22 protein-coding genes are annotated in these 26,603 nt (G+C 68.4%); 7 read left to right on the top strand and 15 right to left on the bottom strand.

Annotated features, from left to right (window positions below):
* The first annotated feature begins 113 nt into the window (after positions 1 to 113).
* The 3 genes from QT196_RS05110 to QT196_RS05100 all read left to right on the top strand — a co-directional run bounded on the left by QT196_RS05110 (position 114) and on the right by QT196_RS05100 (position 6,586).
* The gene (locus QT196_RS05110) at positions 114 to 3,560 is read left to right on the top strand and encodes a PQQ-binding-like beta-propeller repeat protein (RefSeq protein WP_290354419.1); all 3,447 of its coding nucleotides are present in this window, start codon (positions 114 to 116) and stop codon (positions 3,558 to 3,560) included.
* Positions 3,561 to 3,651: 91 nt separating this feature from the next.
* Positions 3,652 to 5,013, top strand: a complete 1,362-nt coding sequence (locus QT196_RS05105) for a hypothetical protein (protein WP_290354418.1) — start codon at positions 3,652 to 3,654, stop codon at positions 5,011 to 5,013.
* Between the two features lie 169 nt (positions 5,014 to 5,182).
* Entirely contained in the window at positions 5,183 to 6,586 is a 1,404-nt protein-coding gene (locus QT196_RS05100; RefSeq protein ID WP_266734651.1) for an SMI1/KNR4 family protein, read from the top strand.
* Between the two features lie 219 nt (positions 6,587 to 6,805).
* Here the strand turns inward: QT196_RS05100 and QT196_RS05095 are convergent, their stop codons facing one another.
* Entirely contained in the window at positions 6,806 to 6,979 is a 174-nt protein-coding gene (locus QT196_RS05095; RefSeq protein ID WP_085923458.1) for a CsbD family protein, read from the bottom strand.
* A gap of 146 nt (positions 6,980 to 7,125) precedes the next feature.
* Positions 7,126 to 7,296 (bottom strand): hydrophobic protein, encoded by a 171-nt coding sequence (locus tag QT196_RS05090; protein WP_168477831.1) that lies wholly within the window; start codon positions 7,294 to 7,296, stop codon positions 7,126 to 7,128.
* 333 nt (positions 7,297 to 7,629) lie between these two features.
* Between QT196_RS05090 and QT196_RS05085 the strand changes: the two genes are divergently transcribed.
* Complete coding sequence (locus QT196_RS05085) at positions 7,630 to 8,457, top strand: RNA polymerase sigma factor SigF (RefSeq protein ID WP_168477830.1); 828 nt, start codon at positions 7,630 to 7,632, stop codon at positions 8,455 to 8,457.
* A 17-nt stretch (positions 8,458 to 8,474) separates the two neighbouring features.
* Here QT196_RS05085 and QT196_RS05080 read toward each other — a convergent pair whose 3' ends face one another.
* Positions 8,475 to 9,221, bottom strand: coding sequence for a hypothetical protein (locus tag QT196_RS05080; RefSeq protein ID WP_266734658.1), 747 nt, complete (start codon positions 9,219 to 9,221; stop codon positions 8,475 to 8,477).
* 314 nt (positions 9,222 to 9,535) lie between these two features.
* Positions 9,536 to 10,462 carry an NADP-dependent oxidoreductase gene (locus QT196_RS05075; protein WP_211117292.1) on the bottom strand — a complete coding sequence of 309 codons (927 nt, stop codon included), beginning with the start codon at positions 10,460 to 10,462 and terminating at the stop codon, positions 9,536 to 9,538.
* A gap of 151 nt (positions 10,463 to 10,613) precedes the next feature.
* On the opposite strand from QT196_RS05075, the gene QT196_RS05070 reads away from it, so the two are divergent.
* A complete protein-coding gene (locus QT196_RS05070) occupies positions 10,614 to 11,294 on the top strand; it encodes a TetR/AcrR family transcriptional regulator (RefSeq protein WP_290354417.1) in 681 nt (226 codons plus the stop codon).
* 211 nt (positions 11,295 to 11,505) lie between these two features.
* Here the strand turns inward: QT196_RS05070 and QT196_RS05065 are convergent, their stop codons facing one another.
* The 7 genes from QT196_RS05065 to QT196_RS05035 all read right to left on the bottom strand — a co-directional run bounded on the left by QT196_RS05065 (position 11,506) and on the right by QT196_RS05035 (position 21,005).
* Positions 11,506 to 12,729, bottom strand: a complete 1,224-nt coding sequence (locus tag QT196_RS05065; protein ID WP_168477827.1) for a 4-hydroxybenzoate 3-monooxygenase — start codon at positions 12,727 to 12,729, stop codon at positions 11,506 to 11,508.
* A 377-nt stretch (positions 12,730 to 13,106) separates the two neighbouring features.
* A complete protein-coding gene (locus QT196_RS05060) occupies positions 13,107 to 13,898 on the bottom strand; it encodes an AraC family transcriptional regulator (RefSeq protein WP_168477826.1) in 792 nt (263 codons plus the stop codon).
* Positions 13,899 to 14,103: 205 nt separating this feature from the next.
* Positions 14,104 to 14,457, bottom strand: coding sequence for a hypothetical protein (locus QT196_RS05055; RefSeq protein WP_290354416.1), 354 nt, complete (start codon positions 14,455 to 14,457; stop codon positions 14,104 to 14,106).
* Positions 14,454 to 14,804, bottom strand: coding sequence for a hypothetical protein (locus QT196_RS05050; RefSeq protein WP_168477825.1), 351 nt, complete (start codon positions 14,802 to 14,804; stop codon positions 14,454 to 14,456). The genes QT196_RS05055 and QT196_RS05050 overlap by 4 nt, the downstream gene beginning before the upstream one ends.
* A 242-nt stretch (positions 14,805 to 15,046) precedes the next feature.
* Complete coding sequence (locus QT196_RS05045) at positions 15,047 to 15,850, bottom strand: hypothetical protein (RefSeq protein ID WP_168477824.1); 804 nt, start codon at positions 15,848 to 15,850, stop codon at positions 15,047 to 15,049.
* A gap of 2,649 nt (positions 15,851 to 18,499) precedes the next feature.
* Positions 18,500 to 19,399, bottom strand: coding sequence for a PhzF family phenazine biosynthesis isomerase (locus tag QT196_RS05040; RefSeq protein WP_168477823.1), 900 nt, complete (start codon positions 19,397 to 19,399; stop codon positions 18,500 to 18,502).
* A 142-nt stretch (positions 19,400 to 19,541) separates the two neighbouring features.
* Positions 19,542 to 21,005: an MFS transporter gene (locus QT196_RS05035; RefSeq protein WP_168477822.1), complete on the bottom strand. Its 1,464-nt coding sequence runs from the start codon at positions 21,003 to 21,005 to the stop codon at positions 19,542 to 19,544.
* A 64-nt stretch (positions 21,006 to 21,069) separates the two neighbouring features.
* Between QT196_RS05035 and QT196_RS05030 the strand changes: the two genes are divergently transcribed.
* Positions 21,070 to 21,888: a winged helix-turn-helix domain-containing protein gene (locus QT196_RS05030; protein ID WP_290354415.1), complete on the top strand. Its 819-nt coding sequence runs from the start codon at positions 21,070 to 21,072 to the stop codon at positions 21,886 to 21,888.
* Between the two features lie 340 nt (positions 21,889 to 22,228).
* Here QT196_RS05030 and QT196_RS05025 read toward each other — a convergent pair whose 3' ends face one another.
* The 4 genes from QT196_RS05025 to QT196_RS05010 all read right to left on the bottom strand — a co-directional run bounded on the left by QT196_RS05025 (position 22,229) and on the right by QT196_RS05010 (position 25,512).
* A complete protein-coding gene (locus tag QT196_RS05025; RefSeq protein WP_168477820.1) occupies positions 22,229 to 23,101 on the bottom strand; it encodes an IS3 family transposase in 873 nt (290 codons plus the stop codon).
* Positions 23,098 to 23,406, bottom strand: coding sequence for a transposase (locus QT196_RS05020; RefSeq protein WP_168477819.1), 309 nt, complete (start codon positions 23,404 to 23,406; stop codon positions 23,098 to 23,100). Before QT196_RS05020 ends, QT196_RS05025 begins: the two co-directional genes overlap by 4 nt.
* 451 nt (positions 23,407 to 23,857) lie before the next feature.
* The gene (locus QT196_RS05015) at positions 23,858 to 24,685 is read right to left on the bottom strand and encodes a 5'-3' exonuclease H3TH domain-containing protein (RefSeq protein WP_290354414.1); all 828 of its coding nucleotides are present in this window, start codon (positions 24,683 to 24,685) and stop codon (positions 23,858 to 23,860) included.
* A gap of 488 nt (positions 24,686 to 25,173) precedes the next feature.
* Complete coding sequence (locus QT196_RS05010) at positions 25,174 to 25,512, bottom strand: hypothetical protein (RefSeq protein ID WP_290354413.1); 339 nt, start codon at positions 25,510 to 25,512, stop codon at positions 25,174 to 25,176.
* A 46-nt stretch (positions 25,513 to 25,558) separates the two neighbouring features.
* On the opposite strand from QT196_RS05010, the gene QT196_RS05005 reads away from it, so the two are divergent.
* Positions 25,559 to 26,074 carry a hypothetical protein gene (locus QT196_RS05005; protein ID WP_290354412.1) on the top strand — a complete coding sequence of 172 codons (516 nt, stop codon included), beginning with the start codon at positions 25,559 to 25,561 and terminating at the stop codon, positions 26,072 to 26,074.
* The last annotated feature ends 529 nt before the right edge of the window (positions 26,075 to 26,603 follow it).

The following is a 26,603-nucleotide window of genomic DNA, read 5'->3' as shown; positions in this document are numbered from 1 at the left end:
CTGTTGCGCTGCTTGCCCCGTGTGTATCGGTGAAGAGCCTGTTAGGTGCAGTGAGGCGAAACCTTCACTGATCGTTTCACTGTCGGCCTTGTGATGCCGACAGGTTCCAGCGCATGAAACCAATTCGCGCAGCAGCCAGAGCCGCTCTTGTGCTGTTGTTCTTCGTCCTGGGTTTTGGTGCGCAGCCCGCGTCGGCCCATGTGTCGCCGCACCACGCCGAACTCGTCGTCTCCACCAACAAGAACGTCACCAGCGGCAGGCTGATCGTCCACCGTGACGTGGTCTCGCCCGATAAGGCGGGCGCCTGGGCGTCGCGTCTGCTGACCGCCTCCTGTCCGGCCGGCGGCTCCGGTGTCGCCGGCGACAGCGGCGGAGTCCCCGGGGGTGTGGTGGTCGAGCTGGCGTGGAGCTGCCATGTCGACCAACTCGACCTGACCGCGATGCTGAAGCAGGGCGGACTGACCCAGGCCGTCGTCGAGTTCGACGGCAATACGGTCAATGCGACCGCGGCGGCCCCGGTCGTCGATGCATGGGGCGCCCATGAGAGCCCCGCGAGCAATGCCTTCCCGTGGCGCACCGTGGTGCTCGGCGCGGCCCTTGCCCTCGTGGCGCTCCAGGCCATCCGCTGGGCACTCCGGCGCCGTTCACCGCACCGGCAGCACCAGTCCGCACACCCGCACCCGTGGCAGTCGGTGCGCCGCACCCCTCGGCGCCGTAAGCAGCTGATCGCGGCCGGTGCCGCCGTGGTGGCGAGTCTGGTGCCGTCCGTCACGGCCGGTACGTCGTTCGCCGCGGACGAGACGGCCGCGGCGGCGGCGAACGCTGACCCGGTGTCCGTCCAGGGCACGGTCTTCAAGGACGTCAACCGCAATGGCGTACGGGACGGGGGCGAAGCGCCCATGTCCGGCGTCGATGTCACCGACGGTGCCGTCTGGACGACGACCGGCGCCGACGGGTCGTACACCCTGCGGATGGACCCGAGCCGACGGGAGACCGATCTCGTCAGCGTGGTGTCCCCCAACGGCTATACCCCGGCCCTGCGCAAGGACTACGTCCCGCAGTTCTTCCACAAGGTGCCTGACGGCGACGGTCCGCATAACGGCATCGACTTCGCCCTGGTGCCGGACAAGAACGCCGCCAACCCCACCGAGAAGTGGGTGATGGACTCCGATATCGAGGTATCCAACACCTCGGACCAGGCGGCGCGCAGCACGCGGCCGCAGTGGACCGGCCAGGTCGAGGCGATGTCCGAGGTCGACGGCGCGACGATGGCCATCGCGACCGGCGATCTGACCGTCACCGACTACGCCCAGGAGCCGCGCCGTCAGGCCGGTTACGACATCCTGCGCAAGGGCCTGACCGACGGAAAGCTCGGGATGCCCTTCTACCCGACGGTCGGCAACCACGACGTCGGCGGCACCGCCACTTCCCAGGGATACGGCGGCAGCATGGAGTATTACCGCCGGAACATGGGTCCCGAGTGGTACAGCTTCGACCGCAACGGCCGGCACATCGTCGTCCTTGAGGACAACTACGACGCGAGCGGCCTCAAGCCGCAGCTGGAGTGGCTCCGAGAGGACCTGAAGCGCCACGCGGCCGGCAAGCAGGTGCTCCTCTTCGCTCACCGGTCACTGTTCACCCAGTGGGGACCGGGCGCCGGTATGCAGCCGACCATCGATGAACTCGCGAAGTATGACGTGCGGATGTTCGCCGCCGGCCACAACCAGCAGGCCGAGTACCGCCGTGGCGCCTTCGACCGCTCCGTCGAGATCAACAACCAGGGCACCTACGGCATCGACGGCTCCCACCCGGATTACAAGGTCCTGAGCTTCAAGGACATCACCGACAACCCGCGCACCCGCCGCAACGAAGACACCGGCTATGTGCGGGGTACGCACCGGCAGTTCGATATCGATGACGACGCGGCCCTGGTCAGCCCCGCGCCAGGCAGTGTCCACAGAACCGGCGACGCCGTCCCCGTCGAGCTGTACGCCGAGGACGACGGCCGCACACCGGCCACCGCGACTCTCACCATCCGCGACAGTCACGGCCGCACGGTACGGCGCGAGAGCGACCTGAAGTTCGGCGCCGGCAACGACCGGACGGGGAAGCAGAACTGCTACACACCGCCCGGCGGCAAACCGGAGCCCTGTCCCGACGCCCGGATCTCCTGGACCCGGGTCAGCGACCGGATAGCCGGACTGCGGCCGGGAACGTACACGGCGCAGATGACCGCCGTCGACACCAAGGGCAAGGCTTGGCCCACCCTCAAGAACCCCTTCAAGGTGGTGCCCGACAAGGAGCTGGCGAAGCCGAAGAGCGGTCAGGACTGGACCCGTCAGGGCCGCGACGAGTCCGGACGCGGCGCGAGTACGGACAACCCGGGCACCGCTCTCGATCTGCGCTGGGCCGCGAGCACCGGTGAACAGTTCAATCTCAACGGCTCGGTGATCGCCAACGGCAAGGTGATCGCCTCCTCCCGGGCGTTCGACTCCCCGTACAGCATGATGCTCGCCTACGACCTCGCCTCCGGCCGCGAGATCTGGCGCACCTACCTGGACGGCGACGCCGAATCGGCGCCCACCCTCCACAACGGGAAGGTCTATCTGACCACCGCCGTCGGCCGGATCTACGCTCTCGACGCCGGGGACGGCCATGTCGTCTGGCAGACGATCGAGAACGAGGAACGGCACGGCGATACCGTGCGCCGCTACGGCCGGGCCGGCGGTCCGGTCAGCGTCTTCGACATCAAGGGCGAGGACCGTACCGTCGCCGTCTACCAGGACTGGAACAAGATCCAGTGCCGCGATGCCAAGAGCGGTGACCTGCTGGGCGGCTTCAACGGAGCGACCAACTGGGGCCAGTTCCACAGCACGGCGGTACGTCAGCCCGGATCCAATACCGCGTACCTGCACACGGATTCCAGCAACACGCTGGTCGCCATGGACCTGGCCGGCTGCGCCCAGCTATGGGCCAAGGACACCCAGGGCGGCATCGACAGCCACTCCTCGCCCGCACTCACCGATCCGGCCCAGGGGGACCCGAAGCTGGTCACCATGACCCAGAGCGGCGCCCGGGGCCACGACCTCAAGACCGGTGCCGTCCAGTGGCAGTCCCCGGTGGGCGGCAGCAGCACCTGCGAGCCCGGGCAGGCTCCGCTGACCAGCCCCGCCATCTGGGGCGACCGCGCGTATATCGCCGGCCGTGACGGTGTCATCCGCGCCTACGACACCAGCGCGGCCGAGCCGGGCAAGCCGCTGTGGGAGACCCCCGCCGGACATCTCCCAGGGGAGAGCCCCCTGGACGACAAGTGGCGGGTGGCCATGGGGTGCACCAGCGCGGGGAAGGGCTCCCCGACGATGCACGCCGTGGTGACCAAGGACCGTCTGTACGCGGGCACATGGGACGGGCGCCTGCTCGTCCTGGACCGCGCCACCGGTAAGCAGCTGACCGAGTACAACCTCGGCGGCGGCGTGGCCTCGGCACTGTCCATCAGCGGCGACTGGATCATCGCCCTCACCGACGACGGGACGATCCACGCGCTGGCGGCCAGGCGCTGACCGACGACTGACCGGTACCTCTCTCCCGCCCTGCGGGTGCCTCCCCGGACACGGGAGGCACCCGCAGGGCACTCGTGATCGGAACACCACTGTGCAACCCCTCAGACACGCCGGCGCCAAGGCGGCCCGCCTTCTCCTCGTCGGCGTACTCACGACGCTGGCGCTGCTCGGTCTCGCGGGCACGGCGGACGCACACCCCTTCGGCGCGCCTCCCGCCGCCCGGGTCAAGGCACACGGCAAGACGGCCGAGGTCATCTGGTCGGCCGCGAAGGACGATCTGGCCGTACTCCGCAAGGAAGCCCACGCCGCCGACGAGTCCGAAGCGCGCTACCTCGGCTCGCACATCCGGCTGAGCCAGGACGGCCGGCCCTGTTCGCTGCACCACGCGGACACCTCGCACCTCGTCCAAGACGGTGCCCGCCTCAGCTACCTATGCCCCCGACAGGTCACCACGCTCGCCGTGACCATCACCGCCCTCAACGACGTCGACCCGAAATACCGCACCATCTCCGTCACCCCGTCGGGCAGCGGCGGCCTGCACACGGCCCAAGAGCCGACCCATACGCTGACGCTCGCCCCGTCCGGCAGCGGCGCCTCAGGTGCGGCGGCCGGCCCGCAGGGGCCGTTCAGCGTCTGGACGACAGACCTGTCCGCACTGCTCGCACACCGCGTCGTACTGCCCCTGGCACTCCTCGTCGCGGCGGCCGTCGGAGCCTTCCACGCCTGCGCCCCCGGACACGGGAAAACGCTCGCAGCCGGCTTCCTCCTAGGCGGCCGGGGGAGAGCCCGGGACGCGGTGTGGCTGGGCGTCATTGTCGCCGTGATGCACACCGCATCCGTCGCCGCACTCGCCCTCGCATGGTGGCTCGCCGCGGACAACGCCCCCGACATCGCAGAACTGACCGGCTGGCTACAACTGATCGCCGCCATGGTCGTGGTCGCGGTCGGACTCGGACTGCTACGCCGGCATCTGAACAACCGAAGGCATACGCACGGGCACGGGCACGGCCATGACGGTCACGGGCACGACCACGACGGTCACGGGCATGGACACGGGCATCACCATGGGCACGGCCACAGCCACTCCCACCCCCATGCCCACCTCCTCCCCGGCACCTCCCTGCTCACCTGGCGCGGCATCGCACTCCTCGGCACGTCCGGCGGACTGCTCCCCTCGCCCTCGGCGTTCCTCGTCCTCCTCAGCGGACTGCTCACGGGCCAGGTGGGCGCCGCGGTGCTGATGGTGGCGGCATTCGGACTCGGAATGGCCTTGACCCTGACCGGCGTCGGCCTCGTCGTACTCCGGGGACGCGACGCACTCCTCACCCGCGCCACCAACTCCCCGAAGTTGCGCGCATGGACCCTACGAGCCCCCGTCATAGGCGCCTCGGCCGTGGTGCTCGGCGGCGGCCTGGCCTCCGCACTCGCCCTCACCCGCGTCCTGGCTCCGTAGGGGCCTGTCGAGCCGTGAGCAGTTCTGCGGGCAGTGTGCGCATGGTGCGAAGCGGTGACAGGAGGCTTTCGAAGCGGTGACAGCAGGCTGGGGAGAACGCTCAGCGTCATACCGGCTGTACCGATCCACAAGGCGCTCCGCTGTCAGTGGCCCCGCGTACGGTCTCCGCATGACTGATCAGCATTCCCCCTCGCCCTCGGTGCACGACCTCGCGACCTGGGAGCCCGTTCTGCGGCTGCTGAGGAACAACGGCGCGGAGGAGCAGGCCGGCCCGTCCCTCCGGGTGGCGGGACGCATCGGACGAGGGGGCTGGAGTCTGCCCCTGCGGCGACGACTGGACACGCCCGGGCGGGCCGCGCAGGCCGAGGACATGCGGGACGAGGCGGAGGCGGTGGAGCGAGTGCGTCACGCGCTCGCGGACGCAGGTGTCGACGACGTCTCGTTCACAGCGGAGATAGCGCCGACCGGGAAGACCACACTCCGCCTGCTCGGGCCCAGCCCCGCCGTGGAGCCCGGCATCGGCACGCCGCACCCGGGGGCGCTCCTCCTGGTCGAGGGCGCCATTCCGCACCCCTGGCGCTGTCTTCCCGAACCGGCGCCCGTGGCGGAGCCGGCCCCTTCGGCGGATGTGGCGCTGCTGGAGCGGACGCTCCGTGAGCGGCTGCCCGACGCCATCGGCGCGACGGAGGCGGAGATCGCCACCGCGGAAGCGCGCCTCGGCGTCACCCTGCCCGAGGAGCTCAAGGCGCTCTACCGGGTGACGCGGTCACGCTGGCAGGACTGGGGCGAGGACCACGAGGCGGCGGAACGTGCGTGCAGGGCGGTCGGCTGCGAACTCTTCGCGCTGGACGACCTGTACATCGCCGACGCGCCGTCCCGCCACTGTCGCTGGGAGTTCGCGGCGCACGAGGCGGTCGTCACCCCGCCCGACGCTGCCGTGCAGGGCCTGGTCGGCTCACCCGGCTGGATCGCCTTCGGAGACAACGGCGGCGGGGACCGGCTCGCGGTCGACCTCACGCCGGGCCCACGCGGCCACGTCGGCCAGATCATCATGCTCTCCCACGAGGAAACCACCGGCGCTGAACTGCTCGCCGACTCCCTCACCGACCTGGTGCTGGACCGGCCCAGCGGACACCGCGGCGGCCGTCGCCACGACCAGCCGCCGGCCGTGGCCCATGTCAACATCAGAAGCCTGAAGAGCGTTGAGGCCGCCGCCCACCCCGGTCTGGAGGTGCTGTCCCTCGGCGTGTGGGACGACGCGCCCTTCAGCCTCGCCCCCGTTGTCGGGCTGCCGCGCCTGCGGACCCTCACCGCCTACCCCGGTACGCTCGCCGACCCGCTTGAGATCACCAAGCTCACCGGCCTGGAGTTCCTGGAGCTCGGGCCACAGGAGTGGCGCGTACTCCTCGACGCCGGAGCCGTCCCGCGCAGCCTGTTGGCTGCCGCCGTCACGGTGCACGGCGACCATGACCCCCTGCCCATCGTGGCCCTCGCCAACGAACTCCTGGCCCTCTGGGACCGGCCCCAGATCATCCAAACCGTCCTCGAAGGCGACCTCGGCCCCCTGTCTTAGCCGACTGAGTGCTTCAACAGGTGACGGGCCCGCGAGCCGGCGGCTGCGGCGTTCCCGCATCGATGGGCTCGAACAGCGAAAGCACGCCGGCCCCGATCATTGCTGTATCGGGGCCGACGTGCTGGTGGTTGACGCACTCACCGCAGTGACACGTGCGCCCTTGGGCTGAGCGGAGCCCGAACTCCCGGCTCCGCCGCCCGCGCGCCTCATGCCACGTCGTCACTCCTTGACGGCATCCTTGGCCTTTTCCTTGGCATCGCGCAGATCGCCCTTGGCCTCCTTGGACGAACCTTCAGCCTCCATACGTTCGTTGCCCACGGCGCGGCCCACCGACTTCTCCGCCTTACCGGTGATCTGCTCGGTCTTGGCCTTTGCCTTTTCGTTGGCGCTCATGGTGAATCCTTTCGTCGATTCATGAAAGGTCAATTCATGAAGGGGATGGGGGAGGGGGGCAGCCTTACGGGGGAAGGAATCTGCCCGCCGATAATTGATTCAACACCACGTCTCATCCACCCTTTCAGGCCCAGTGATTTCTACGGTCACCAGCGGTACCAGCGGCCTCGCTTGCCGCTGGGGCCCGCCGAACGCAGCACGAATCCCAGCAGCCATGCGGCAAGTACGATCACTGCTACGACCCACAGTGCCTTGAGCGCGAATCCGGCACCGAAGAGAACCAGGGCGAGAAGAAGAACGAGAAGCAGGGGAACCATAGTTATCAACCTCCGACCACCGTGTGCCCGCACGCCCTTCCGTCACACCTTGCATTCCTGTGTTTCTCCCACGGTGGTCGGGGCATCCGTAACGGCTTCTCCTGCGCCGAATTCACCGCCTCCCGGTATATCTCGGGGGCGGGACTTACACCTACGACGTACTCCGCCACCCTGCCGACCGCTGAAGACGCGGGGGCCAGGCTGCAAACGGTGTGCATACCTCACTGGGGTGCGGGTACCGGACCTCGCGACCGGGGAAGACACGGAGGGAGCACAACTATGCGTGCCGGCCTTGCGACATCCGCAGTCCACGCTCAGGATTCCGCTGCTGACATGCGCACGGCTCCGGCTGCGTCGCCGGAAGACCTGCCGCACATCGAAGACCCGCAGAACATCGCGCCCCGGGACGCCCGGGAGCTGACACAGGTGTTCTTCCGGCGACTGGAGACGCTCGAAGAGGGCACCCACGCATACCAGTACGCGCGCAACACCCTCATCGAGATGAACCTCTCCCTGGTCCGCTACGCGGCCCGGCGCTTCCGCAATCGCGGCGACGACATGGATGACATTCTCCAGGTCGGCACGATCGGCCTGATCAAGGCCATCGACCGCTACGACGTCTCCCGTGACGTCGAGTTCACCACCCTCGCCATTCCGTACATCACCGGGGAGATGAGGCGTTTCTTCCGCGACACCACCTGGGACGTACGGGTGCCGCGCCGCCTCCAGGAACTACGCGTCGACCTCGCGCGGGCCAACGAGAAGCTCTCCGGCCGGCTCGGCCGGGACCCCAAGGTCAGTGAACTCGCGGCCGAATTGGGCATCAGCGAGGACGAGGTCGTCGAAGGTCAGGTGGCCGCCAACGGCTACAACGCCTCCTCCATCGACGCCACCTTCAACGACGACGGCAACGACACGCCGCTCGCCGACCTGATCGGCGAACGCGACCCCGAGATGGACCTCGTCGAGGATCTGCACGCTCTCGCGCCCCTCCTGAATCAGCTCGAAGAGCGCGACAGGCACCTCCTCGAAATGCGCTTCGGCCAGGAGATGACCCAGGCACAGATCGGGAAGGAACTGGGCGTCTCACAGATGCACATCTCCCGCCTGCTGACCCGCGCCCTCACCCAGCTACGCGCCGGCCTGCTCAACGAGGAATAACACCTCACGCAGGTTATTCACCGTGGCTTGTGGCTTCGCAGGGGCATCGGCGCTTTCAGCAGCCTGAGCGCGGCACAGCAGACGATGAACACGGTGAGGCACCACGAGAGTCCGAGGGATTCAACACGGATGAGGCTGGCGGTGCCGTCGGTGAATACGCAGTCGACAGCCGGCGGCAGAAAGCCGAGCTCGGTATGCACGATTTCGCCGGAGGGCGCGGAGTGCAGATGAGCCACTTGCCAGCGGAAGCACTCATTGTCGAGATCGACGGCCGACAGGCGCATGAGCGGGGCGACTCCAGTGGCCCAGATGGTGGCGGCGGCCGCGGGCGCGAGGACCGTGCCCGCTCTGGCCCAGCGCGGTGTGCGCGAGCTCAGAGCCATCGCCCAGGCGACCGTGCCCGCCACCAGGAGGGCTGCCCCGCACCACAGCAACCAGGTGCCCGCGGCCGTGGGGTGGCTGGGGCCGTACGCCGCCGAATCCGTCCAGTAGCACGCCAGACGTGGGGGGAACATGTCGACGCGGACGTGGGTCAGCGGAAAGTCGTCGTCGAAGGTTCGCTGCCCGCACACCTCTGTCGGTCGCGTCAGAGCGAAGCCGTAGGCGAGTGTGTGGACATACCCCACGGCGCCCGTACACATCCCCAAGACCCACCAGCGCCGGTGCCGTGCGGGCTGACGCCGGCGCTTCCAGACCACGTAGGCGAACGCCCCGACGATTAACCAGATGCCCAGCACCAGCCACAGAAACAACCATGCAAACACCTTGCGCCCCCTTCGTCTCACCCCCAGACGAAAGGAGCCTGTCGGCGGTTCCGAGGCGGGGCAGCTAGGCCGCTCCCGCTTCCAGCTTCCCGACCTGTCCGGGGCCTGCGCCCCTGCGCGACAAGGGTGCCGCCGACGACGAATCAGTAGCCGATGGCGGGCACCGGTCAGTGTGGGCTATGGCAGTTCGGGTCGGTACAGCCGTGGTGGCCGGCGCCGGCGTGCGGTCCGGCTCAGGTCGCGCTGGCGGCGGCCACCGTAGCCGTGGCCGCCCTGCTGCGGGCCGCTGGTCGCGGGCCGAATCGTCCGCCGTGTCAGGGCACGGTGATGACGATCTTGCCTCGCGCGTGGCCGGTGGCGCTGACGTCATGAGCTGTGGCGGCCTCCTTCAGCGGGAACACGGCGTGCAGCGGGACGGTGAGGCGGCCGTGGTCGGCGAGGTCGGCCGCCAGCGGTAGTCCTGCCCAGCCCGGCGACTCTCCAGTTTCGGAGCGGAGGTACCGCACTCCGTGCCGGGCGGCGTCGAAGTCCGCGATGGTCACCACGCGGTGCGGGTCGCCGGCGATGGCCACCAGTTCGGCAAGAGAGCCCTTACCGGCCGCGTCCAGAACCACATCGACACCGTGCGGAGCCAGAGGGGCAAGGCGATCGGCCAGCCCCGCCCCGTAGGTGACCGGTACGACGCCGAGCTGGTCGAGGAAGCCGTGGTTGCCTTCGCTCGCGGTGCCGATCACGGTGAGGCCGCGGCCCTGGGCGAGTTGCGCGGTGATGGTGCCGACGCCTCCGGCGGCGCCCTCGATCAGCAACGTCATGCCTTCGGAGGCTTCCAGGGCCTCCAGTACGCGCGTGGCCGTGTCGATGTTGCCGGCGGCGCCGCCCGCTTCCTCGAAGGACCACGAGCGCGGCTTGGGTGCCCACGCCTCCAGCACGGCGTACTGGGCCGCGGCGCCTCCCTGATCCACGAAGGGGACGAGGCCGAAGACCGCATCTCCCACGGCGGTGCCGGTCACCCCCTCACCCACCTCGTCGACGATGCCCGCGGCATCCATGCCGGGTATGTGGGGGAAGTCCACGGTGGCGATGTCCCGCAGCGTCCCTGAGCGCAGGTACCAGTCAGCAGGGGTGACGCCGGTGGCGCGCACCGCGATGCGGACCTGACCTGGCCCGGCGTGTGGCTCTTCGACCTCCTCGATGCCAAGGACCTCGGAACCGCCATAGCGGTGGTATTGCACAGCAAACACGGACAACCTCCGTACACAGGAACGTCGTTGAGCAAGAGAACTCGCAGCCGCTCACCTCTGCGGCAGAGAGGTGACCGCGGGGCACCGCGGCACCAAGTCACGCTAACCCGCTAAACGGTCGACCCCTTCCGTTTGTGATTAAGTGGGAGACATGCCTGGCGAACTGTCTCGGAACGCGCCCCCCTCCGCCTCCGGCCCGCCCGCCCCGGGGCAGAGAGCCGACGCCCGGCACAACCGCGCCCGGCTCCTCCAGGCCGCCCGCGAGGCATACGCCCTCAATGGCACCGACGTATCTTCCAGCGCAATCGCCCGCAGAGCGGGGCTGGGTGCCGCCACCCTCTACCGGCACTTCCCGACACGCGGCTCGCTGATCGCCGCTGCGTTCTCCGAACAACTCAGCCAGTGCGTCGCAGCCCTCGACGAGGCCCTTCAGGACGACGATCCCTGGCGCGGACTCCGCAACGTCCTCACCAAGGTGTGCCTGATGCAGGCCCAGGACCGCGGGTTCAGCGCCGCGTTCCTCTCCCAATTTCCCGACGCGCCCGACGTCCATCGTGAGCGTGCCCGCGCCGAGGCAGGCCTCGCCCAGCTGGTACAGCGTGCGAAGGACACCGGACAGCTGCGCAAGGACTTCGACCCCAGCGACGTCACCCTCCTGCTCCTGGCCAACAGCGGCGTCGTGCGAGAGTCCCCGGCGGCCTCCGTGGCCGCATCCCGCCGCCTGCTCGCCTACTTCCTCCAGTCCTGCCTGCCGACAGACGGCACCACCCTGCCCCAGCCCGCGCCACTCCGCCTTGACGACCTCTACAAGCCACCGCATCGAACGGGGTGACCGCCGGCGTCCGCCCGGGGACACGCGCCCCTGACGTCTCCGCCCGCCGGGCCATCGCGCTTGCGCGTCGATCTCTGCTGGCGTGAGGAGGGCGTGTTCCGCGCCCGAAGGATGGGGCGTAGGCAACCGGGAGCAACGCCCCTCGCACGTCCCCGACCGGACGCGACTACCGAGTCGACAACTACCGAGTCGACAACTACCGAGTCGACAACTACCGAGTCGACACCGCAGCCGGCTCAGGGGATTGCGGCAATGGATCGACTGCACGTAGGGGGAGAGTGCCGGCCCCAGGCCGCTCCAGCATGTTTGCCAGGTTCTTCCTGGCGATCTGCCTGCGGAACTCCCCTTCGTAGGAGGGGTCACCGGAGTCGTGCATCGTCTCGGTCAACCAGACCGCGGCTGCCTGCCGCTGCCATGTGTGGTCCAGGCAGGTGTCGGAGTAGCTCTCGAGCAGACCGGAATCGTGGTTCTCGACCTGCTGGACGACTGCGCGGGCGAACACGTCGGCGTCATGGAGGGCGAGACTCATCCCCTCTGCGCTCATCGGTGAGATGAGGTGCGCCGCGTCCCCGAGAAGGTAGAGAGTGCCGTAGCTCATGGGGCTGAACACCACTCCGCGCAGCGGCACGACCTGCTTGCTGGTGATCGGTCCCTTGGGGGTCACGGGCTCGCCGAAGCGAGCGTCCAGTTCGTGCCAGATGCGGTCGTCCGGCCATTGCTCGATGGTGTCGGTGAGCGGGCACTGTAGGTAGAGACGACTGGCGCTCGGGCCGCGAGTGATCTGTGCGGCGAAGCCGCGGGAGTGCACGGCCAGCACGGCCGGCGGGTCCGCAGGCACCTCGGTCATGACGGTGAGCCAGGCGTACCCGAACTCGTGGGCGGAGCAGGTGAGGACGTCATCGGGGACGGCCGTCCGGCTGACGCCACGAAAGCCGTCGCTGCCGGCGATGAAGTCACAGCTGACGGTCTTTGTCGAGCCGGTGGCGTCCCGGTAGCGCACCAGAGGGTGCTCGGTATCGATGTCGTGCAGGGAGACGTCTTCGGCTCCGAAGCGCAGATCGCCACCGTCACGGAGAAAGACCTTGATGAGGTTCTGGACGAGTATCTGCTGCGGGCAGAACACACCGTCGACATCCTCCGAGTCGTCCTCCCTCCTCCACTGCCGCCTTTCGCCCTCGATGAGCAGCGGCACACCCGAATCAAGGTCCCCGCGGCTGCGGCCCTCGACGACCTCGGCCAGCCCCCACTCGCGCAGCCGTCGGACCCCGCCGGCGTCGAGCGCCCCGGCTCTCTGCCGCTGCTCTACGTATTCACGACCGTGCCTCTCCAGGATGATGCAGGAAATGCCCTTACGGAGAAGGAAGTTGCCGAGTGCCAGTCCGGCGATGCCGCCTCCCACGATGACGACAGTTGCCTTCTTGTCGGTTTTGCTCATGTGTTTTCAGGCTCCTCGCAGACGGCCGGGCCGAACCCGCCTGAGCGTGAGCGACTGCGCCGCCTAGATGGTGTGGCGTACTGAGCACCACTGTGGGACCCGACCACAGGGGCACCCAACCGGTAAATGGACAGCCGATGCCGCAAACCCGCCAACCTGGTGCACTCCGATGCCCGACGCGCGTCCGCCGGTGACCCCTGCCGCTGGGCCTGTAGCCACCCTCCCGTCGTCGCCAGAAGGGCGCCCCCGAGACGGCTGATGCATGCTCTCGGCATGCCGGGCTGAAGTCCTCGTACCGGACGTACTGGGGCTCTCGCCCGGTGCGGCGAGAGTGCGTGCCAGGCGTCGCGGGGCAGACGGGGATGTGGTGCCGAGCCCTAAGGAAGCGCGCGGCTGGTGCGCAGATCTGCCTGGTAGCTGCCCGGGGTCTGGCCGACGACCGAGTTGAAGGCGTCGATGAAGCTGGAGGGGTTCGACCACCCGCATGCCATCGCTGTATCGGTGACCGACATGCCGTGGGTGAGGTGGCCCAGGGCATGGTGGATGCGAAGCGTGGTGCGCCACTGGTGGAAGCTCATGCCGAGTTCGGTGTGGAACAGGCGGCTCAGGGTGCGTTCACTGGCTCCCGCGACGCGTCCCAGCTCGGCGAGGGTCGCAGGCCGCGCAGGATCGGCGTGCAGGAGGCCGGTGACGGTGCGCAGCCGGTCGTCGCTGGATTCGGGCAGGTGCAACGACTGCTCAGGCATGTCGTAGAGCTCGTCGATGACCACCGCGAGCAGTCGCCTGCGGGCGCCGGGACGGACCTCTGGCCGCTCGTCGGTCAGCGCCAAGACGGCCTCGCGCAGCAGCGGACCGACGGCGAACACACTGGGCCGGTCGACGAGTTCACCGCACAGGTCGATCGGGATGGTCAGGAGGCGGGCGTCGGTGCGGCCGTAGAAGCGATGAGAGTGGGCGAAGCCGGGTGGCGTCCACGTCACACGGTTGGCCGGGGCGACCCAGGTTCCGCGTTCGGTCGTGGTGGCCAGTGTCCCGGCGGCTGCGTAGACGAGCTGTCCGTGGTCATGAGTATGGGGGTCGAGGTGGTAGCCATGCGGCAGCCACCTGCCACCGCTGGGCACGGTCTGCGGTTTTGAGGGCCCCGGAGGGGACTGGCTGGTCTTCGGCATCAGATGACAGTCTGCCGGTGATGCGTCACCCGGTGCGACGCTGGAGCGGCGTTCCCGCGGGCTCGGACACTGGCCGAACGGTGGCGTGGGCCTGGTTGTTGCCCCGCAAGGACCACGACCAGCCCGGCACCGGCACGGGATGGCCCGCTGCCTGTTCGTCCTGGGCGTTCGGGTTCGGTGAGGATGCCCCTGGTGACCAGGGGTTTCAGCTTGACCGGATGTCTTCGGTGTTCTTCGGGACGATCGGCAGATCGAGGGCCCGGCAGAGATCGCGGGCCCGCAGCGGCGTCGCAGCATCGGCGAAGACGGCGAGGAACTGCTGGTAGGCAGGGTGGTCCGGCACGTCAGGCCCGGACGGTTCGTCGGCGGCGGCCGGTGCGGGGATGGAGAGGAGGGTCTTGCGGGTGATGCGCAAGTTCTCGCCCTCCGCGTCGAGTTCGCCAAGGGGGCGGTGAGTTCCGCGATGCGGGAGCGGAGTTGTCCGTCCTGCTCGCCGAGTTTCGGCCTCCCGGGCCTCGACGTGCTCCAGGAAAGCCCTGGTCTGCGGGTTGTCACTCACGCTGTCCTCCAGGAGGCAACGGTGGCGCCGGTGAGCCGATGGGCCATGACGGAGGGCATCGCCCGGAACACGCGCGAGCGTGACGTCGCGGGCCGGTGCTCGCAGTCGCGGACCAGACGCCGGTAGAACATCAAGATCCCGTTGGTGTGCTCGATGATCCACCGCTTGGCCTGCGGGACGAAGCCGGTGTCGGCCTGGTTGCGCTCAACGATCTCCACGTCGATGCCGTGACTCTTGCCGGGATCGATCACGGTCTTCTTGAACCCCTGGTCGACCAGGGCCTTTTCGACCCTGCCGGTCTGTGCGGGGGAGATGGATGCCGTCGTGTGCGCGGCTCGACCGGGCAACGGCCCTCTTTCAGCGTGCTGGCGGCGCGGGCTGTCGGGCGGGTGAGCCGCCGCAGATCCTTGCTGAGCACGTAGAGCAAACCGTACGTGCCGGGACAACACACCTTGTACTGCAACGGTTCCGAGGTCAAGCGGACCAGGCGAACCGGGTCCGGCTCGATCGAGAGGCGGCGCGCACCGGCGTGCTGCGCAGCCGCAGCCGGGCGGCGATCCGCCGGCCGGTCTTGCCTGTTGCGGCGAACTCACCAGCCCCGAATGCCTTGCATTCCAGGCATCAGATCGATTCGAACGCCGTTTCCTTCGTGGATGACGTGCGTGGTTCCGACCGAATGACTCCAGCCGAGGGGCAGCAGGTAGTAACGCCCGTTGCGTTCGATGAGTCGGCGGAGCCCGGTGTAGCGGTACCGATAGTGCGCTTTCGCGCCCAGGTCCTCTACGTTCACCCCCGGTCCGGCCAGGCTGAGGCGGTCGGCGCTCAGGACCACTACGGCGGTGCGCCGCACGAGGTTGTCGGCGGCCTGTTCTGCCTCTTGTTCGCCCATTTGGTCGGTGGCGAGGGTGAATGCCCACATCACCAGCAGGCCGGCTGAGAAGACGGGCACCGCTTTGCTCCACAGCGAGGCAGAAGCGGGCGCTGTACCGGACCAAGGGGTCTGGCCCAGGAATATGCCGAACCCCATGAGTAAGGGAACGGTCCATCCGTAGGGTTGGATGAGTGACCACCAAGGCAACAGAACCAGGCCGGTCAAGACGAACCACAGGTGGGCTCGGGGCACACCTCGGGCCCACCTCTCCATCATGAGCGCAGCGCGCCCCTGAACAGGTGCCGCTCCCCTGGTGGCGAGGTGACGCGCGACCAGTACAGCCACAGTCAAGAAGATCGCTACGGGCACTGTCACGACGCTCAGGCTCTGGATCGACAGCTCGGCGAAGCCGAAACCCAGACTGAATGCATCCAGGCGGAAGTAGCGGTAGTAGGACGTCATATAGACCGCACCCAGGTAGTACATGACCGCTACCAGGAAGGATGCTTGCGCTGTCACCATGCCGAGCAGCCCGGTTGCCGTACGGGCCCCGGCGGCGCGTTGTGTCGAAGCCGGCGGCGCCGGCCTCACTCGGACGCGGCTTCGTGTCCGTGGGACGGCGCGGGCTGTGCGACGTCCTCCGGTCTGCGCAACGCGGGTTGGCGAAGGCCGCCGTGCCGGATCGTTGGCTCGCGGTTGCGGGCCAACCCGCCCTGTCCTGGGCACTCTCTAGTCCCTTCTACCGGTCAAGCCCTGCGTCCTTCGTCCGTCCGCTACTCAGGTGGTGGAGGGGTGAGGGCAGGATTCGTGCGGTGCAGGACTTGTGTCAGGCGGGGATGATGGCGTTGCCGGTCCTGTTGGGTCCAGCGAGGGGAACGGAGATCCTTCAGGCCGAGGGCATGTTTCGGCGGGCGGCTCTTCATCGTTGCTGGGCGCCGAGCCTTCGTCCGGATCGCCGGGTTCGTGGGCGTTACCGCCGTCGGTGCCTCCCGAGGGATCCAGACCGGCGCCGTTCGCCGGGGGCATGCTGTGCTCGACAGGTGGAGACTCGACCGGATTGATGGGGTCACCGCCGTACGAAGAGCCGCCTCCTGAGGAACCTCCCTGGCCGTCCGACCCCGTGCTGCCGGGGGTCGGCGGCTCTGCTCTTCCACGGCCTGATGGGGCGGGCTGCGCTAACCCTGGCTCGGTGGGGGTGGGGGTGCTGGAAGAGGTATCCCTTTGTCTGTAGGCGGGGGCCTGGTCGGTCGTGTTGGGCGCGGCGTGAGCGCATCCTGCTGCCGCGATCATCACGGCGACGACCGTCGCATAACGGTGTAAATGCCAGCTTCGGTTCCCCATCAGGATCCCCCTTGAACTGCTCGACCGGTCCGCCGAACCTCGAACCATCCGTTGAAGGGCTGAGCTTCCGGTCGTTGTTACACGTGGTGTAAAGCCAATAACGCTCGGCAGTCAACTTTAGTTCCACATGCGGAGTGATTCCGCAGTTGCCTGAAGCGGATCGTTGACTCATCCGCGCCGCCCTCTGGCTGGAGGGCCCCGCGCCATGCGGGGTGATCAGCAGCAGGCGCCTGGTCGGCACCCGGGGCACCGAGCGGAACAGACTCCACTGTCTCAGGACGTTGGGCTGTGCCAGGGTGAGTTGGGCGGCCAGTGCGGTCGATCGGCCGGAGTCCTGTCCAGTGCGCCAGAGTGCTGGAGGAGGTCGACCACGAGGTCCGGCGTCGTCACTCCTCCAGTGCGAACGGCAGGGCCAGGGTAACCGCTTGGACCTGGCCGCTCGGCCTGATGAAAGCAGACGCTTCGTAACCAGGCACGTCGTGCTGCGGTGTCATCTCAGGACGTCACCCGGACAAGGTCGGGCTCGTCGATCCAGGTAGCCGTGAAGCCCGGGCATGCGCGGTCCAGGGCATGACCTCCCTCGTAGATCAGGGAGCGGCTGCGGAGCAGGCGCAGGCTCCTGAGCACTCCTCGCATTCGCCATGCCGGCTACACCGATGAAGGCGGACGCGGCTTGCAACTCGTCGCTGCCCTGTCCAGACGATGGGGCGCCCGCTACCTCCACGACAGCAAATGAATCTGGACCGAGCAAGACCTTCCGCGCAGAGCCGAGTCTCGGGAGTCTGAGAGGAAGGGGGATCCACCGTGCCGGTAGGAACTCCCCAGGTTCTCCCCGACGCTGATCGCGGCGGGTTTTCCGGCTTGTGCGGGGCCGGATTTAATTGTGGATTGTGAGGTCAGTGGGTCGGATAGCCTGGGAAAATGCTGACAGAAGTCACAGCGACTCGCTACGTCACACCTCTGCGTGAGGGCGGCTCGCTTCCGGGAATCGTCGAGGGTGACGATCTCGGTACGTACATCATGAAGTTGTCTACCAGGAGGCTGTGAGCTGCGGCGACACGGTCGTGGGCATCTCTGACCTGCGCAGATCCGTCTTTCATAGCCTTTCAGGCTCGTACTCGGTTACGCGGTCGATTCTCCCCACGCGCTCCCCAGCGCCGCCCAAACTCCCCAGATTCTCCCCAGGGAAGCCACGTGCAGCGGGATGAGGGCGCCGTCGGAAGCAAGATCATATGGGGCGCTGCTAGCTACGTTGCGTCACTGCCGTAGGCCAGGAAGAAGACCACCAGCAGGTTCTTGGTCTGCTGGTGGTACAGCGCAGGCACTGCGCTGACCTGCGGATATGGCAGCCATTGGGGCCTTTCCGGGATCGCTGGCCCGGGAATGGTCCGGATCTTGACTGATGCAGATACTGGGGCTATAGCTCTGTTGGATTGCCCGTAGTCGCCCGCTCCGAGCTCGACGGTCCCACCTGGCACAGGTTGTAAGGACCGTCCAGTGGCGTCCACTTGATCCAAGACAGCGGATCCGGTCCTCGCCGCACTGATGCACAACACCAGCAGCATCGCCGTCGTGGCGAACTCCGCCCGGCTCGTCAGCGACACCCCCCCATCTTCCCCAGACCGACGAGGACATGCTGATGGCGGCTCCGATGGAGGACCGCAAAGTGCGCTGAACACCGGCCTGAACGGTGAGGGCGATTCACCGCCCTCACCAGTCCGATGGACTTCGGCTCGCAAACAAGACTTGGGCAGCCTTACGCGGCTTCACGGGCCGGGTTCGATGCTGCGTTGGCAGCCGGCGGTAGTCGCGCGGTGCTCAGATGGACGTTCAGCCGAGCTGCGCTGCGTCGGTCTCCGGAATCCGGGTTCCCGTGCCGCCCACCCGAACTCGCAAATCGCTGGCGACCAGCTCGACCCACAGTTCGCCCGGGCGGCCCATGTCTGCGCCCTGGTGCAGGACGAGATTCGACTCCTCGGGGACCAGGCCCAGTTCGCGTGCGTACGCGCCGAATGCGGCGGCCGCGGCGCCTGTCGCCGGGTCCTCGACCACGCCGCCGACGGGGAAGGGGTCGCGCACGTGGAAGACCGTTTCGGACTCGCGCCACACCAGCTGCACCGTGGTGAGGTCCAGGGAGGTCATGAAGTCCTTCAGGCGCTCGAAGTCGTAGCTCAGATCGGCCAACCGGGAGCGGGTCGCGGCCGCCAGGATCAGATGGCGGGCGCCGGCATAGCCGATTCGCGGCGGGAAGGCCGGGTCGAGGTCCGTGGCATGCCAGCCGAGCGCCGTCAGGGCCTCGGTGACATCCCTCTCGGCAACGTCGTGGACGGCCGGCTCGACGCTGGTCAGGGTGGCCTGCAGGGTTCCGTCCGGGGTCTCGGTCACCCTCACCGGGACGGTGCCGGCAGGAGTGGCGAGGACCAGTTCGCCGGGCCCGTGGCGCTCCGCGTAGGCGATGGCTGTGGCGATGGTGGCGTGTCCGCAGAAGGAGACCTCGGCCTTGGGAGAGAAGTAGCGCACGGTGTACGCCCGTCCCTGGTCGGCCAGCTCCGCTGGGGGCGCGGTCAGAAACGCCGTCTCGCTGTAGCCGAGCTGCGCGGCGATCGCGAGCTGTTCGCCGTCGGAGAGGCCGGTGGCGTCCAGGACGACACCGGCGGGGTTGCCGCCCGCGCGGTCGGCGGAGAACGCGGTGTAACGGAGGATCTCGGGGCTGCGGTGCAGTGTCGTCATGAGGGTGGTAACTCCTTGCGGTCCGGGGACCATGGTGGGGCGGTGGTGGTACCGGTGCCGTCGAGTGTTCACGCGGCCCGGGGGCGGCCTAGCAGGTGACAGCCGCGGTCTGCGGGGTCAAGGACTGTGTGCTCTGCGTGAGTCAGGCATGCACCCCGCGGGCTTGGCGCCGGACCGACAGTGCGAGCAGGGCGCCGAGGGCGAACGTAGCCGCCGCGACGCCCGCCGACAGACTCAGGCCGGAGGCGAAGTCGTCCGCCGTGGCGGCGAACGTGCCGAAGAGGGCCACACCCACGGCGCTGCCGACCTGCCGCGACACGTTGAGGACGGCAGTGGCGATACCCGCGTCCGAAGGCGGCGCGGCCTCGACGACGGCGGCGATGGCGGCAAGGGCCGTCATGGTCTGGCCGAGGCCGGTGGCGATCAGCGCGAAGAGCAGGACGGGATAAGGAGTGCCGGGTCCGGCGAGCAGCCAGCCGAGGCAGCCGAAAGTGCCGAGGACGAGACCGGCGGCCATCGGGACGTACGGGCCGCTGCGGGCCGCGATGCGGCTGAACAGCGGGGCGGCGGCAAACCCCATGCACACCGAGGGCAGCAGGGCCAGGCCGGTGTCCAGGGCGCTCAGGTGGCGCTCCTGCTGGAAGTACAGCGTGGCGAGGAAAAGCATGCCGTAGTAGCCGAGGCTGATCAGCAACCCGATCACGGTGGTGAAGGTGAAGGCGCGCGAGCGGAACATGGACGGCCGCAGCAGCGGATCGCGCCGGGTGCGGCCCCGCGTCGAGCGTGACTCCAGGGTGCGTTCCGTCAGCACGAAGGCCACCAGGGCCGCGGCGCCGACGCCGAAGACGGACAGGACCAGGGGTGACGTCCAGCCGTGCGAGCCCGCCTCATTGAGGCCGCCGGCCACACCGACCAGGCCGATGACGGCGAGGATCTGGCCCATAGGGTCCGCCTTTCGCGTGCTCGGCCGGGGTGCGGAGGAGGGGATGTGCCGCAGCGTCAGCAGGACGGCGAGCGCGCCGAACGGCAGGTTCAGCCAGAACACCGAGCGCCAGTCCGAGCCTGAGACAAGCAACCCGCCGACCGCCGGCCCCGCACCGAAGGCGACCGACGCGACGCCTCCCCAGACGGCGATGGCCCGGGCCCGCACCGCACGATCGGGAAATGAGGCTTGGAGCAATGCGAGCGAGGCGGGTACGAGCAGCGCTGCTCCGGCGCCTTGGGCGAGTCGTCCGGCGATCAGCAGACCGGAGGTGGTGGCCAGGCCGCAGGCCAGGGAGGCTGCGGTGAACAGTCCCAGGCCAGCGAGGAACACGCGGCGATGTCCGAGCCGGTCGGCGAGTCCTCCGCAGAGGAGCAGCAGTGCGGCGAAGACGGTGCTGTATCCGTCGACGATCCACTGGAGCGCGGAAGGGCCCGTGCCCAGCGAAGACCGGATGTCGGGGATCGCTACGTTCACGACGGTGACGTCCAGCATCACGAGGAAGTAGCCGAGGCTGAGCGCGATCAGCGGAGGCAGATCGAGGGGCTTCTTCTCGCCGCTGGCCGGCGGGGGCGTTCGGCCGGCCGGGTCGCGGACACTGGTGGCAATCGCTGCGGTGGTCATGAGAAGAGCATCGAGGTCAAATACTTCGTCTCTTGACGAAGTGTTGTTGTTCTACGATGGCGCCATGCCTAACAACAGCCGCCCCACCAGCCCTCACTTGACGGCAGGTGCTGGGCCGACCGAGCGCCAGGCCGAGCCGCTCAAGCACCAGACCGACATCGCTCGCGCCGCCGCGCTCATAGCCGATCCGTCGCGTGCCCGCATCCTCAAGGGTCTGGCCGATGGCCGCGCGCTGCCCGCGAGTGTCCTGGCCGGGGAGGCGGGAATCGGCGCCGCCACCGCCAGCGTGCACCTCGCCAAACTTGTCGAGGGAGAACTCGTTACCGTCGAACAGCGCGGACGGCACCGCTACTACCGGCTCACCGGACCGGACGTCAGCGCCGCATTGGAGGCTCTGGCGCTGATCGCACCGCCGTTGGCCATCACCTCGCTCAAGCAGAGCAACCGCGCCAACGCGCTGCACCAGGCCCGCTCCTGCTACGACCACCTCGCCGGCCGGCTGGGCGTGGCGCTCATGCGTGGCCTGCTGGAACGTGGCGTACTCACCGGCTCCGACGGTATCCACCGGCCCGAACTGGCAGTACGTGACAGGCCGTCGTCGTATGGGCACGACAGCCAGTACGAACTCACCGGCACGGGCCGCGCAATGCTCGCCGAACTGGGCGTCGACACCGACCGGCTACCGCCCCGCCGCCCTGCGATCCGCTACTGCGTCGACTGGAGCGAGCATCAGCACCATCTCGCCGGAGGGCTCGGCGCCGTCCTGACGGCACGCCTGTTCGTGCTGGACTGGGTGCGCTGGGGACTGAGCCCGCGGGTGGTGCACCTGACCGACACGGGGACCCGCGGCCTGAAGCGCACTCTCGGAGTCACGCTCACCTGATAGCCCGGGCACCCATCGAATCGGCCCGGGTCTCTTGCCCCGCCGCCTAAGGGCCGTAGCCGCCCTCACCTGCCTACGGCAGCTGGCAGGAGATGTCTACTCGATTTCCAACCGCCCACTTCGTCCAAACCGCACGCGTCGCACCGGGGCAAGGATCAGGATCAGGATCAGGAGCCGCCGACCTCGTATCCTCCGTATACGAACCAACGATCACCTCAAAGATGCCCCCGGGTTGGGTAGGAGCCTCATTCAAAAGGCCACCCCTTCATGATGGCTCCCCGCTGGGATTCAGCGAAGTACTGAGCTTGTTCCGCTTTGACGGACACCATCGGTGTGGTGGTCAGGCTGCGAGTGCGGTCTCGTATTCGGCGGGACTGCGGTAGCCGAGGCTGCTGTGTAGTCGCTGCAAGTTGTACCAGCCCTCGATGAAGTCGAAGATCGCAGTGCGGGCGGTGGCCCGGCTGGGCCAGGAACCCGTGTCGAGCAACTCCCGCTTGATGGTGGCGAAGAACGACTCGGCGAGCGCGTTGTCCCAGCACTGCCCGGTGCGGCCGACGGACAGGCGGACGCCGAACTCCGTTGCCAGGGTGGCGAATTGCTGACTCGTGTACTGACATCCACGATCCGAGTGGAAGATCACTGGCCGGGTGGGACGACGCTGGCGGCAGGCGGATGTGAGAGCGTCCGCGACCAGTTCGGTCCGCAGGTGGTCGGCGGTGGACCAGCCGACGACGCGGCGGGAGGCGATGTCGATGACGGTGGCCAGATAGAGCCAGCCCTCCTCGGTGGCAACGTAGGTGATGTCACCGCACCAGCGTGTGTCGACGCCGTCCGGGTCGGGGGCGAAGTCCCGGACGACGAGGTCGGGCCGGGACGTGGCCCGCGGGTCGGGGATCGTCGTCAGCTGCCGTCGTCTGCGGTGCCGGCCCTGCAGCCCGGCGTTGCGCATCAGTCTGGCGATGCGGCGTCGGCCGCAGTCCTCGCCCTGTCGTTGCAGGGCGGCGTGGACTCGCGGGGCTCCGTAGGTCCCGCGGGACCGCTCGTGAACTTCGGCGATCTTCTCGGTCAGCTCGGCATCGCGGACCGCCCGCGGACCGGTCCTGCCACTGCGGCGGGCGTAGAAGGCGGCTCGGGAGACCTGCAGCAGTTCACACGCGCGCTTGACGTTGTGACCGTCTCGCTTCTCCGCCTCGATGAACGGGTGCACCGTCACCGGGTCTCCTTCGCGAAGAAAGCCGTCGCCCGCTTGAGGACCTCCACGTCCTCCCGCAACCGGCGGTTCTCCCGCCGCAGCGCGGCCAACTCCTCACGTTCGCTGCTGGTCAGCCCATCGCGCTCGCCCGCGTCGACCTCGGCCTGGCTGACCCACAGCCGCACCGCGGTCTCGGTCAGGTCGAAGTCCTTGGCGACCTGACCGACCGAGCGGTCACCACGCCGGCACAGCTCGACGATCTCGGCCTTGAACTCCGACGTGAACGAACGGCGAGGCCGAGGCTTCTTCTTCCCCATGCTCTCCATGATGGACATCCTCCCGGGGCAGAACCCCTGATCTCAGATGTCCGTCAAAGCGCATCAAGCCCAATGGGTACTGACAGCGAGATGTCATCGCCTACACGTCATGGTGGGCTGGCTGGTGGTTGCAACCCGCTCGCCGGCCCTCGCGCCCGGGGCGGGGATGCCCCCCTGTCCGTTGAAGAGAGGACCACGATGCTCTCTCATCCGCTCCAGTGGCGCGTTCCCGGGACCAGCATGGGCCCACCACCGGGCCGGGGGAGTGAGGTGGGGGTGGGGTGTGTCGCAGTTGCGCCAAGGGAAGCCGGTGGCGAGAGCCTTGAAGATCGCGTCGAAGGTCCAGGGGGGCCGGGTTGCTGTCGATCGAGGATCGCCAGGAGGCTTTCGGCCCAGGTGTCGTGGAGGTGATGGCCGAGGGTTCCGTGGAAGTCCCACAGCACAACGCGGGGAGTGCCTATCACCACAGGTCCAGACTCTCCAGGAGCTGGGCGGCCCGGGGCAGTTCGGCGGACGGGACGCCGGTGAGGATGTTGTCGGGGAGGTCGACCTTGCGGTCGAGCCGGATCATCTCGCGCCAGCGCAGGGCCTGGGCCCACTGGTCAGACCAGGTGGACTTGAGGGAGGCGGCGGGTACCTGGTCGAGGGTGGCACTGCCTGCCAGCAGCCGTACGGCGGTCTTCGGGCCGACGCCACGGATCCCGGCGATGTTGTCGGATTGGTCGCCGGTCAGGGCTCGGTAGTCGGGCCACTGGGCGGCCGTGACGCCGTAGCGCGCTGGCACGTCGGCGCTGGTGGTGTAGCGATTTGCCTCGGCCAGTCCGGTGTTGAGTAGGCGGACGTGGGGGTCGTCCAGGAGCTGGATGAAGTCTTTGTCCGCGCTCATGATGTCGGTGGGGCGCTCATCGCACCGGGCGGTGGTGGTGAGCGTGGCCAGGACGTCGTCGCCCTCGCACCCGTCATGCTCGATCCAGCGCACCTGGCACGCATCGAGGCCGCGCTTGATGTCGGCGAGGGATTCGATCAGACCCGGCTCGGGCGCGGCTCGGTTCGCCTTGTAGTCGCTGTCTTCGGCTGCCCGGCCCTGCGAGCCGTCCTCGGCGTCGATGACGACGACGATCTCGTGGCCGGGCGCGTGCTGGATCTGGGCCTTGCGAAGGAGGGCGGCGAACCCAAAGACGCCCGTGCAGTCCGCATCACGAGCACGGTTCCAGATGCGTGTGGGGAAGCCGAACCACGACCGGTAGAGCAGGTTATGTCCGTCGACGAGCAGCAGCGGCGTGCTCATGCCGCGGCCTCCAGTGGGTCAGATGTGCTGGTGGGTGCCTGTGACCGAGGCGTACGGGCATCCGGTTCTGGATAGCCGCCGAGTCTACTCACGGCCGTACCGCCGGCGGGCCAGGCGCTGCTCAGCGGCGGGGCAAGGTTGCCTGGACAGGCAACTGGTGTGCAGACGATCCTGTTCAACTGTGGTGGGTACAAGGGCGCGCCCGTTCGTGAGCGCGCTGTCGGCGCATTCGCCTTCGACGTTGGAGTTCGCGGCTGCGATCTGGCGGGCGAGGTCGGCGGCGGCTGCGTACAGGTGGCGGCGCGCTCAACCGGTGTGAGGTCGTCCACCGTGGCCTCGATGGCGGCACGGGGCCGTCCGCTACGGCGCGGCGCTCCCATTGCGGAGTTGCCCCGGGGGTGGGCAGGGGTGGTTGTCCCTGGAACGGTTTTGCCGCCTAGAGCCCGACACCGATGCAGATCGAGAGCCGCGGTCCGGCGAAGAAGGTGTTATGCCGCTGTCCGTACGGTGTGGAGGAACTGTTGAACTCCCTGCACCTTCAGGTGGGGCTCGTAGCCGCGTGCGAGGTCGCTGATCTGGCGGACGCAGCGTGAGGCGCCGATCCGCTCGGCGAGGACGAGGGCTTCGTGGGCGGTGGCGACGCTGTGGTCGATCTCGCCCTGGTGCAGAAGGCTTTCGGCTTCGTAGGCGAGGAAGACCGCGCGGGTCTTGTCCCGGGCGGTGGGCAGGAGGGCTACTCCCTGGGTGATCTGGTGCAGGGCGGGGCCGGTTTCTCCGAGGTCGATGAGGCAGCGGCCGGAGTCGACGGCGAGGTCTGCTGGGCTCATCCAGGAGCACCATGCGGGGGGGTGCGGCGGTGGCAGTATTGAGGGCGTGTTCGGCGGCGTTGAGGTCGCGGCGGCAGGCGCGGGCGTCGCCGTTCATGGCCAGGGCCCGGGCTTTGCGGAGGTGGAGCAGGGAGCGCGCGGTGGGGTCCTGGGTGCGGGACAGGGCGTGGTCGAGGACGTCGATGGCGGCGCCTGCCTGGTCGAGCCAGATGCTTTGGTAGGCGAGGTCGGAGAGGATGCCCGCTCCGCGGTCGTGGTCGCCGAGGTGGTGCGCGGCGTGGAGGGCCGCGCTCCAGTAGTGGCCGGCGTCGGTGTGGTGTTCGTGGTCGAAGCGGTGCCATCCGATCGTCTGGGCAAGGGAGGAGGCCAGAGCGTAGAGGCGGGTTCCGGTCGCCTGGTCGTAGCGGGAGTTTTCAAGCAAGCCGACGACGGTGTCGTAATAGCTGTCGAGGATTTGGCTGCTGTGCTGGCGGTCCGCGGTGGCCATGCCCGCGAGGTGCTTGACGCTGCTCTCCAGCCAGGTGACGAACTCCGGGGCGACGGCCTGGCCGTCGGCGGCTGACGAGGCCAGGGCCGGATCGAGGGTGGCCCACTGCTGTGCGAGCGCCGCGAGAGCGGCAGGTGCGAGTCCGAGCAGGCTGCGGCGGTTGAGCATGGCGCGGCGTTGGGCCTTTCTGAGTGCGGCGACCGTCGCCCCTGTGCCCAGGGCAACGGGCGCCTCGTTCCCGGGCAGCCAGTAAGGCCAGCCCAGCGCGGTCACAAGGTCGTGGTCGACACCGAAGACGTCGGCGATCAGTTGCTGATACCAGGCATCGGGTGCACGGCCCCCGGGACGCTCCCACACGGACACCTGCTGCTTGGTCGTGCCCGCTCTGCGGTCGCGGCGGCGCGCCGCCTGCTTGATTCCCTCGGCGAGGTCGCTCTGGGACAGGCCGTGAAGGAACCGGGCGATTGCGAGCGGGTGTTTTGGGAGCGCGTCCACCCGTCCATCTCAGCATCCGAAGGCAGGCGTGGGGGCCCGAACGCGACAGCTACATGACTCCCGCATGACCCTCGAACGCTGGTTCCAGGGACGGGTGTTGGGTGTACTC

It is taken from the genome of Streptomyces sp. P9-2B-2 (genome assembly GCF_030406865.1).
GTDB lineage: Bacteria > Actinomycetota > Actinomycetes > Streptomycetales > Streptomycetaceae > Streptomyces > Streptomyces platensis.
This window is presented reverse-complemented; position numbering and strand designations above follow the sequence as displayed.

What these genes read in the sequence shown, in the direction of transcription:
- QT196_RS05110 (WP_290354419.1), top strand. Translation starts at nt 114, where the DNA reads ATGAAACCAATTCGCGCAGCAGCCAGAGCCGCTCTTGTGCTGTTGTTC.
- QT196_RS05100 (WP_266734651.1), top strand. Translation starts at nt 5,183, where the DNA reads ATGACTGATCAGCATTCCCCCTCGCCCTCGGTGCACGACCTCGCGACC.
- QT196_RS05095 (WP_085923458.1), bottom strand. Translation starts at nt 6,979, where the DNA reads ATGAGCGCCAACGAAAAGGCAAAGGCCAAGACCGAGCAGATCACCGGT.
- QT196_RS05090 (WP_168477831.1), bottom strand. Translation starts at nt 7,296, where the DNA reads ATGGTTCCCCTGCTTCTCGTTCTTCTTCTCGCCCTGGTTCTCTTCGGT.
- QT196_RS05085 (WP_168477830.1), top strand. Translation starts at nt 7,630, where the DNA reads ATGCGCACGGCTCCGGCTGCGTCGCCGGAAGACCTGCCGCACATCGAA.
- QT196_RS05070 (WP_290354417.1), top strand. Translation starts at nt 10,614, where the DNA reads ATGCCTGGCGAACTGTCTCGGAACGCGCCCCCCTCCGCCTCCGGCCCG.
- QT196_RS05065 (WP_168477827.1), bottom strand. Translation starts at nt 12,729, where the DNA reads ATGAGCAAAACCGACAAGAAGGCAACTGTCGTCATCGTGGGAGGCGGC.
- QT196_RS05060 (WP_168477826.1), bottom strand. Translation starts at nt 13,898, where the DNA reads ATGCCGAAGACCAGCCAGTCCCCTCCGGGGCCCTCAAAACCGCAGACC.
- QT196_RS05045 (WP_168477824.1), bottom strand. Translation starts at nt 15,850, where the DNA reads ATGGTGACAGCGCAAGCATCCTTCCTGGTAGCGGTCATGTACTACCTG.
- QT196_RS05040 (WP_168477823.1), bottom strand. Translation starts at nt 19,399, where the DNA reads ATGACGACACTGCACCGCAGCCCCGAGATCCTCCGTTACACCGCGTTC.
- QT196_RS05035 (WP_168477822.1), bottom strand. Translation starts at nt 21,005, where the DNA reads ATGACCACCGCAGCGATTGCCACCAGTGTCCGCGACCCGGCCGGCCGA.
- QT196_RS05030 (WP_290354415.1), top strand. Translation starts at nt 21,070, where the DNA reads ATGCCTAACAACAGCCGCCCCACCAGCCCTCACTTGACGGCAGGTGCT.
- QT196_RS05020 (WP_168477819.1), bottom strand. Translation starts at nt 23,406, where the DNA reads ATGGAGAGCATGGGGAAGAAGAAGCCTCGGCCTCGCCGTTCGTTCACG.
- QT196_RS05015 (WP_290354414.1), bottom strand. Translation starts at nt 24,685, where the DNA reads ATGAGCACGCCGCTGCTGCTCGTCGACGGACATAACCTGCTCTACCGG.
- QT196_RS05010 (WP_290354413.1), bottom strand. Translation starts at nt 25,512, where the DNA reads ATGAGCCCAGCAGACCTCGCCGTCGACTCCGGCCGCTGCCTCATCGAC.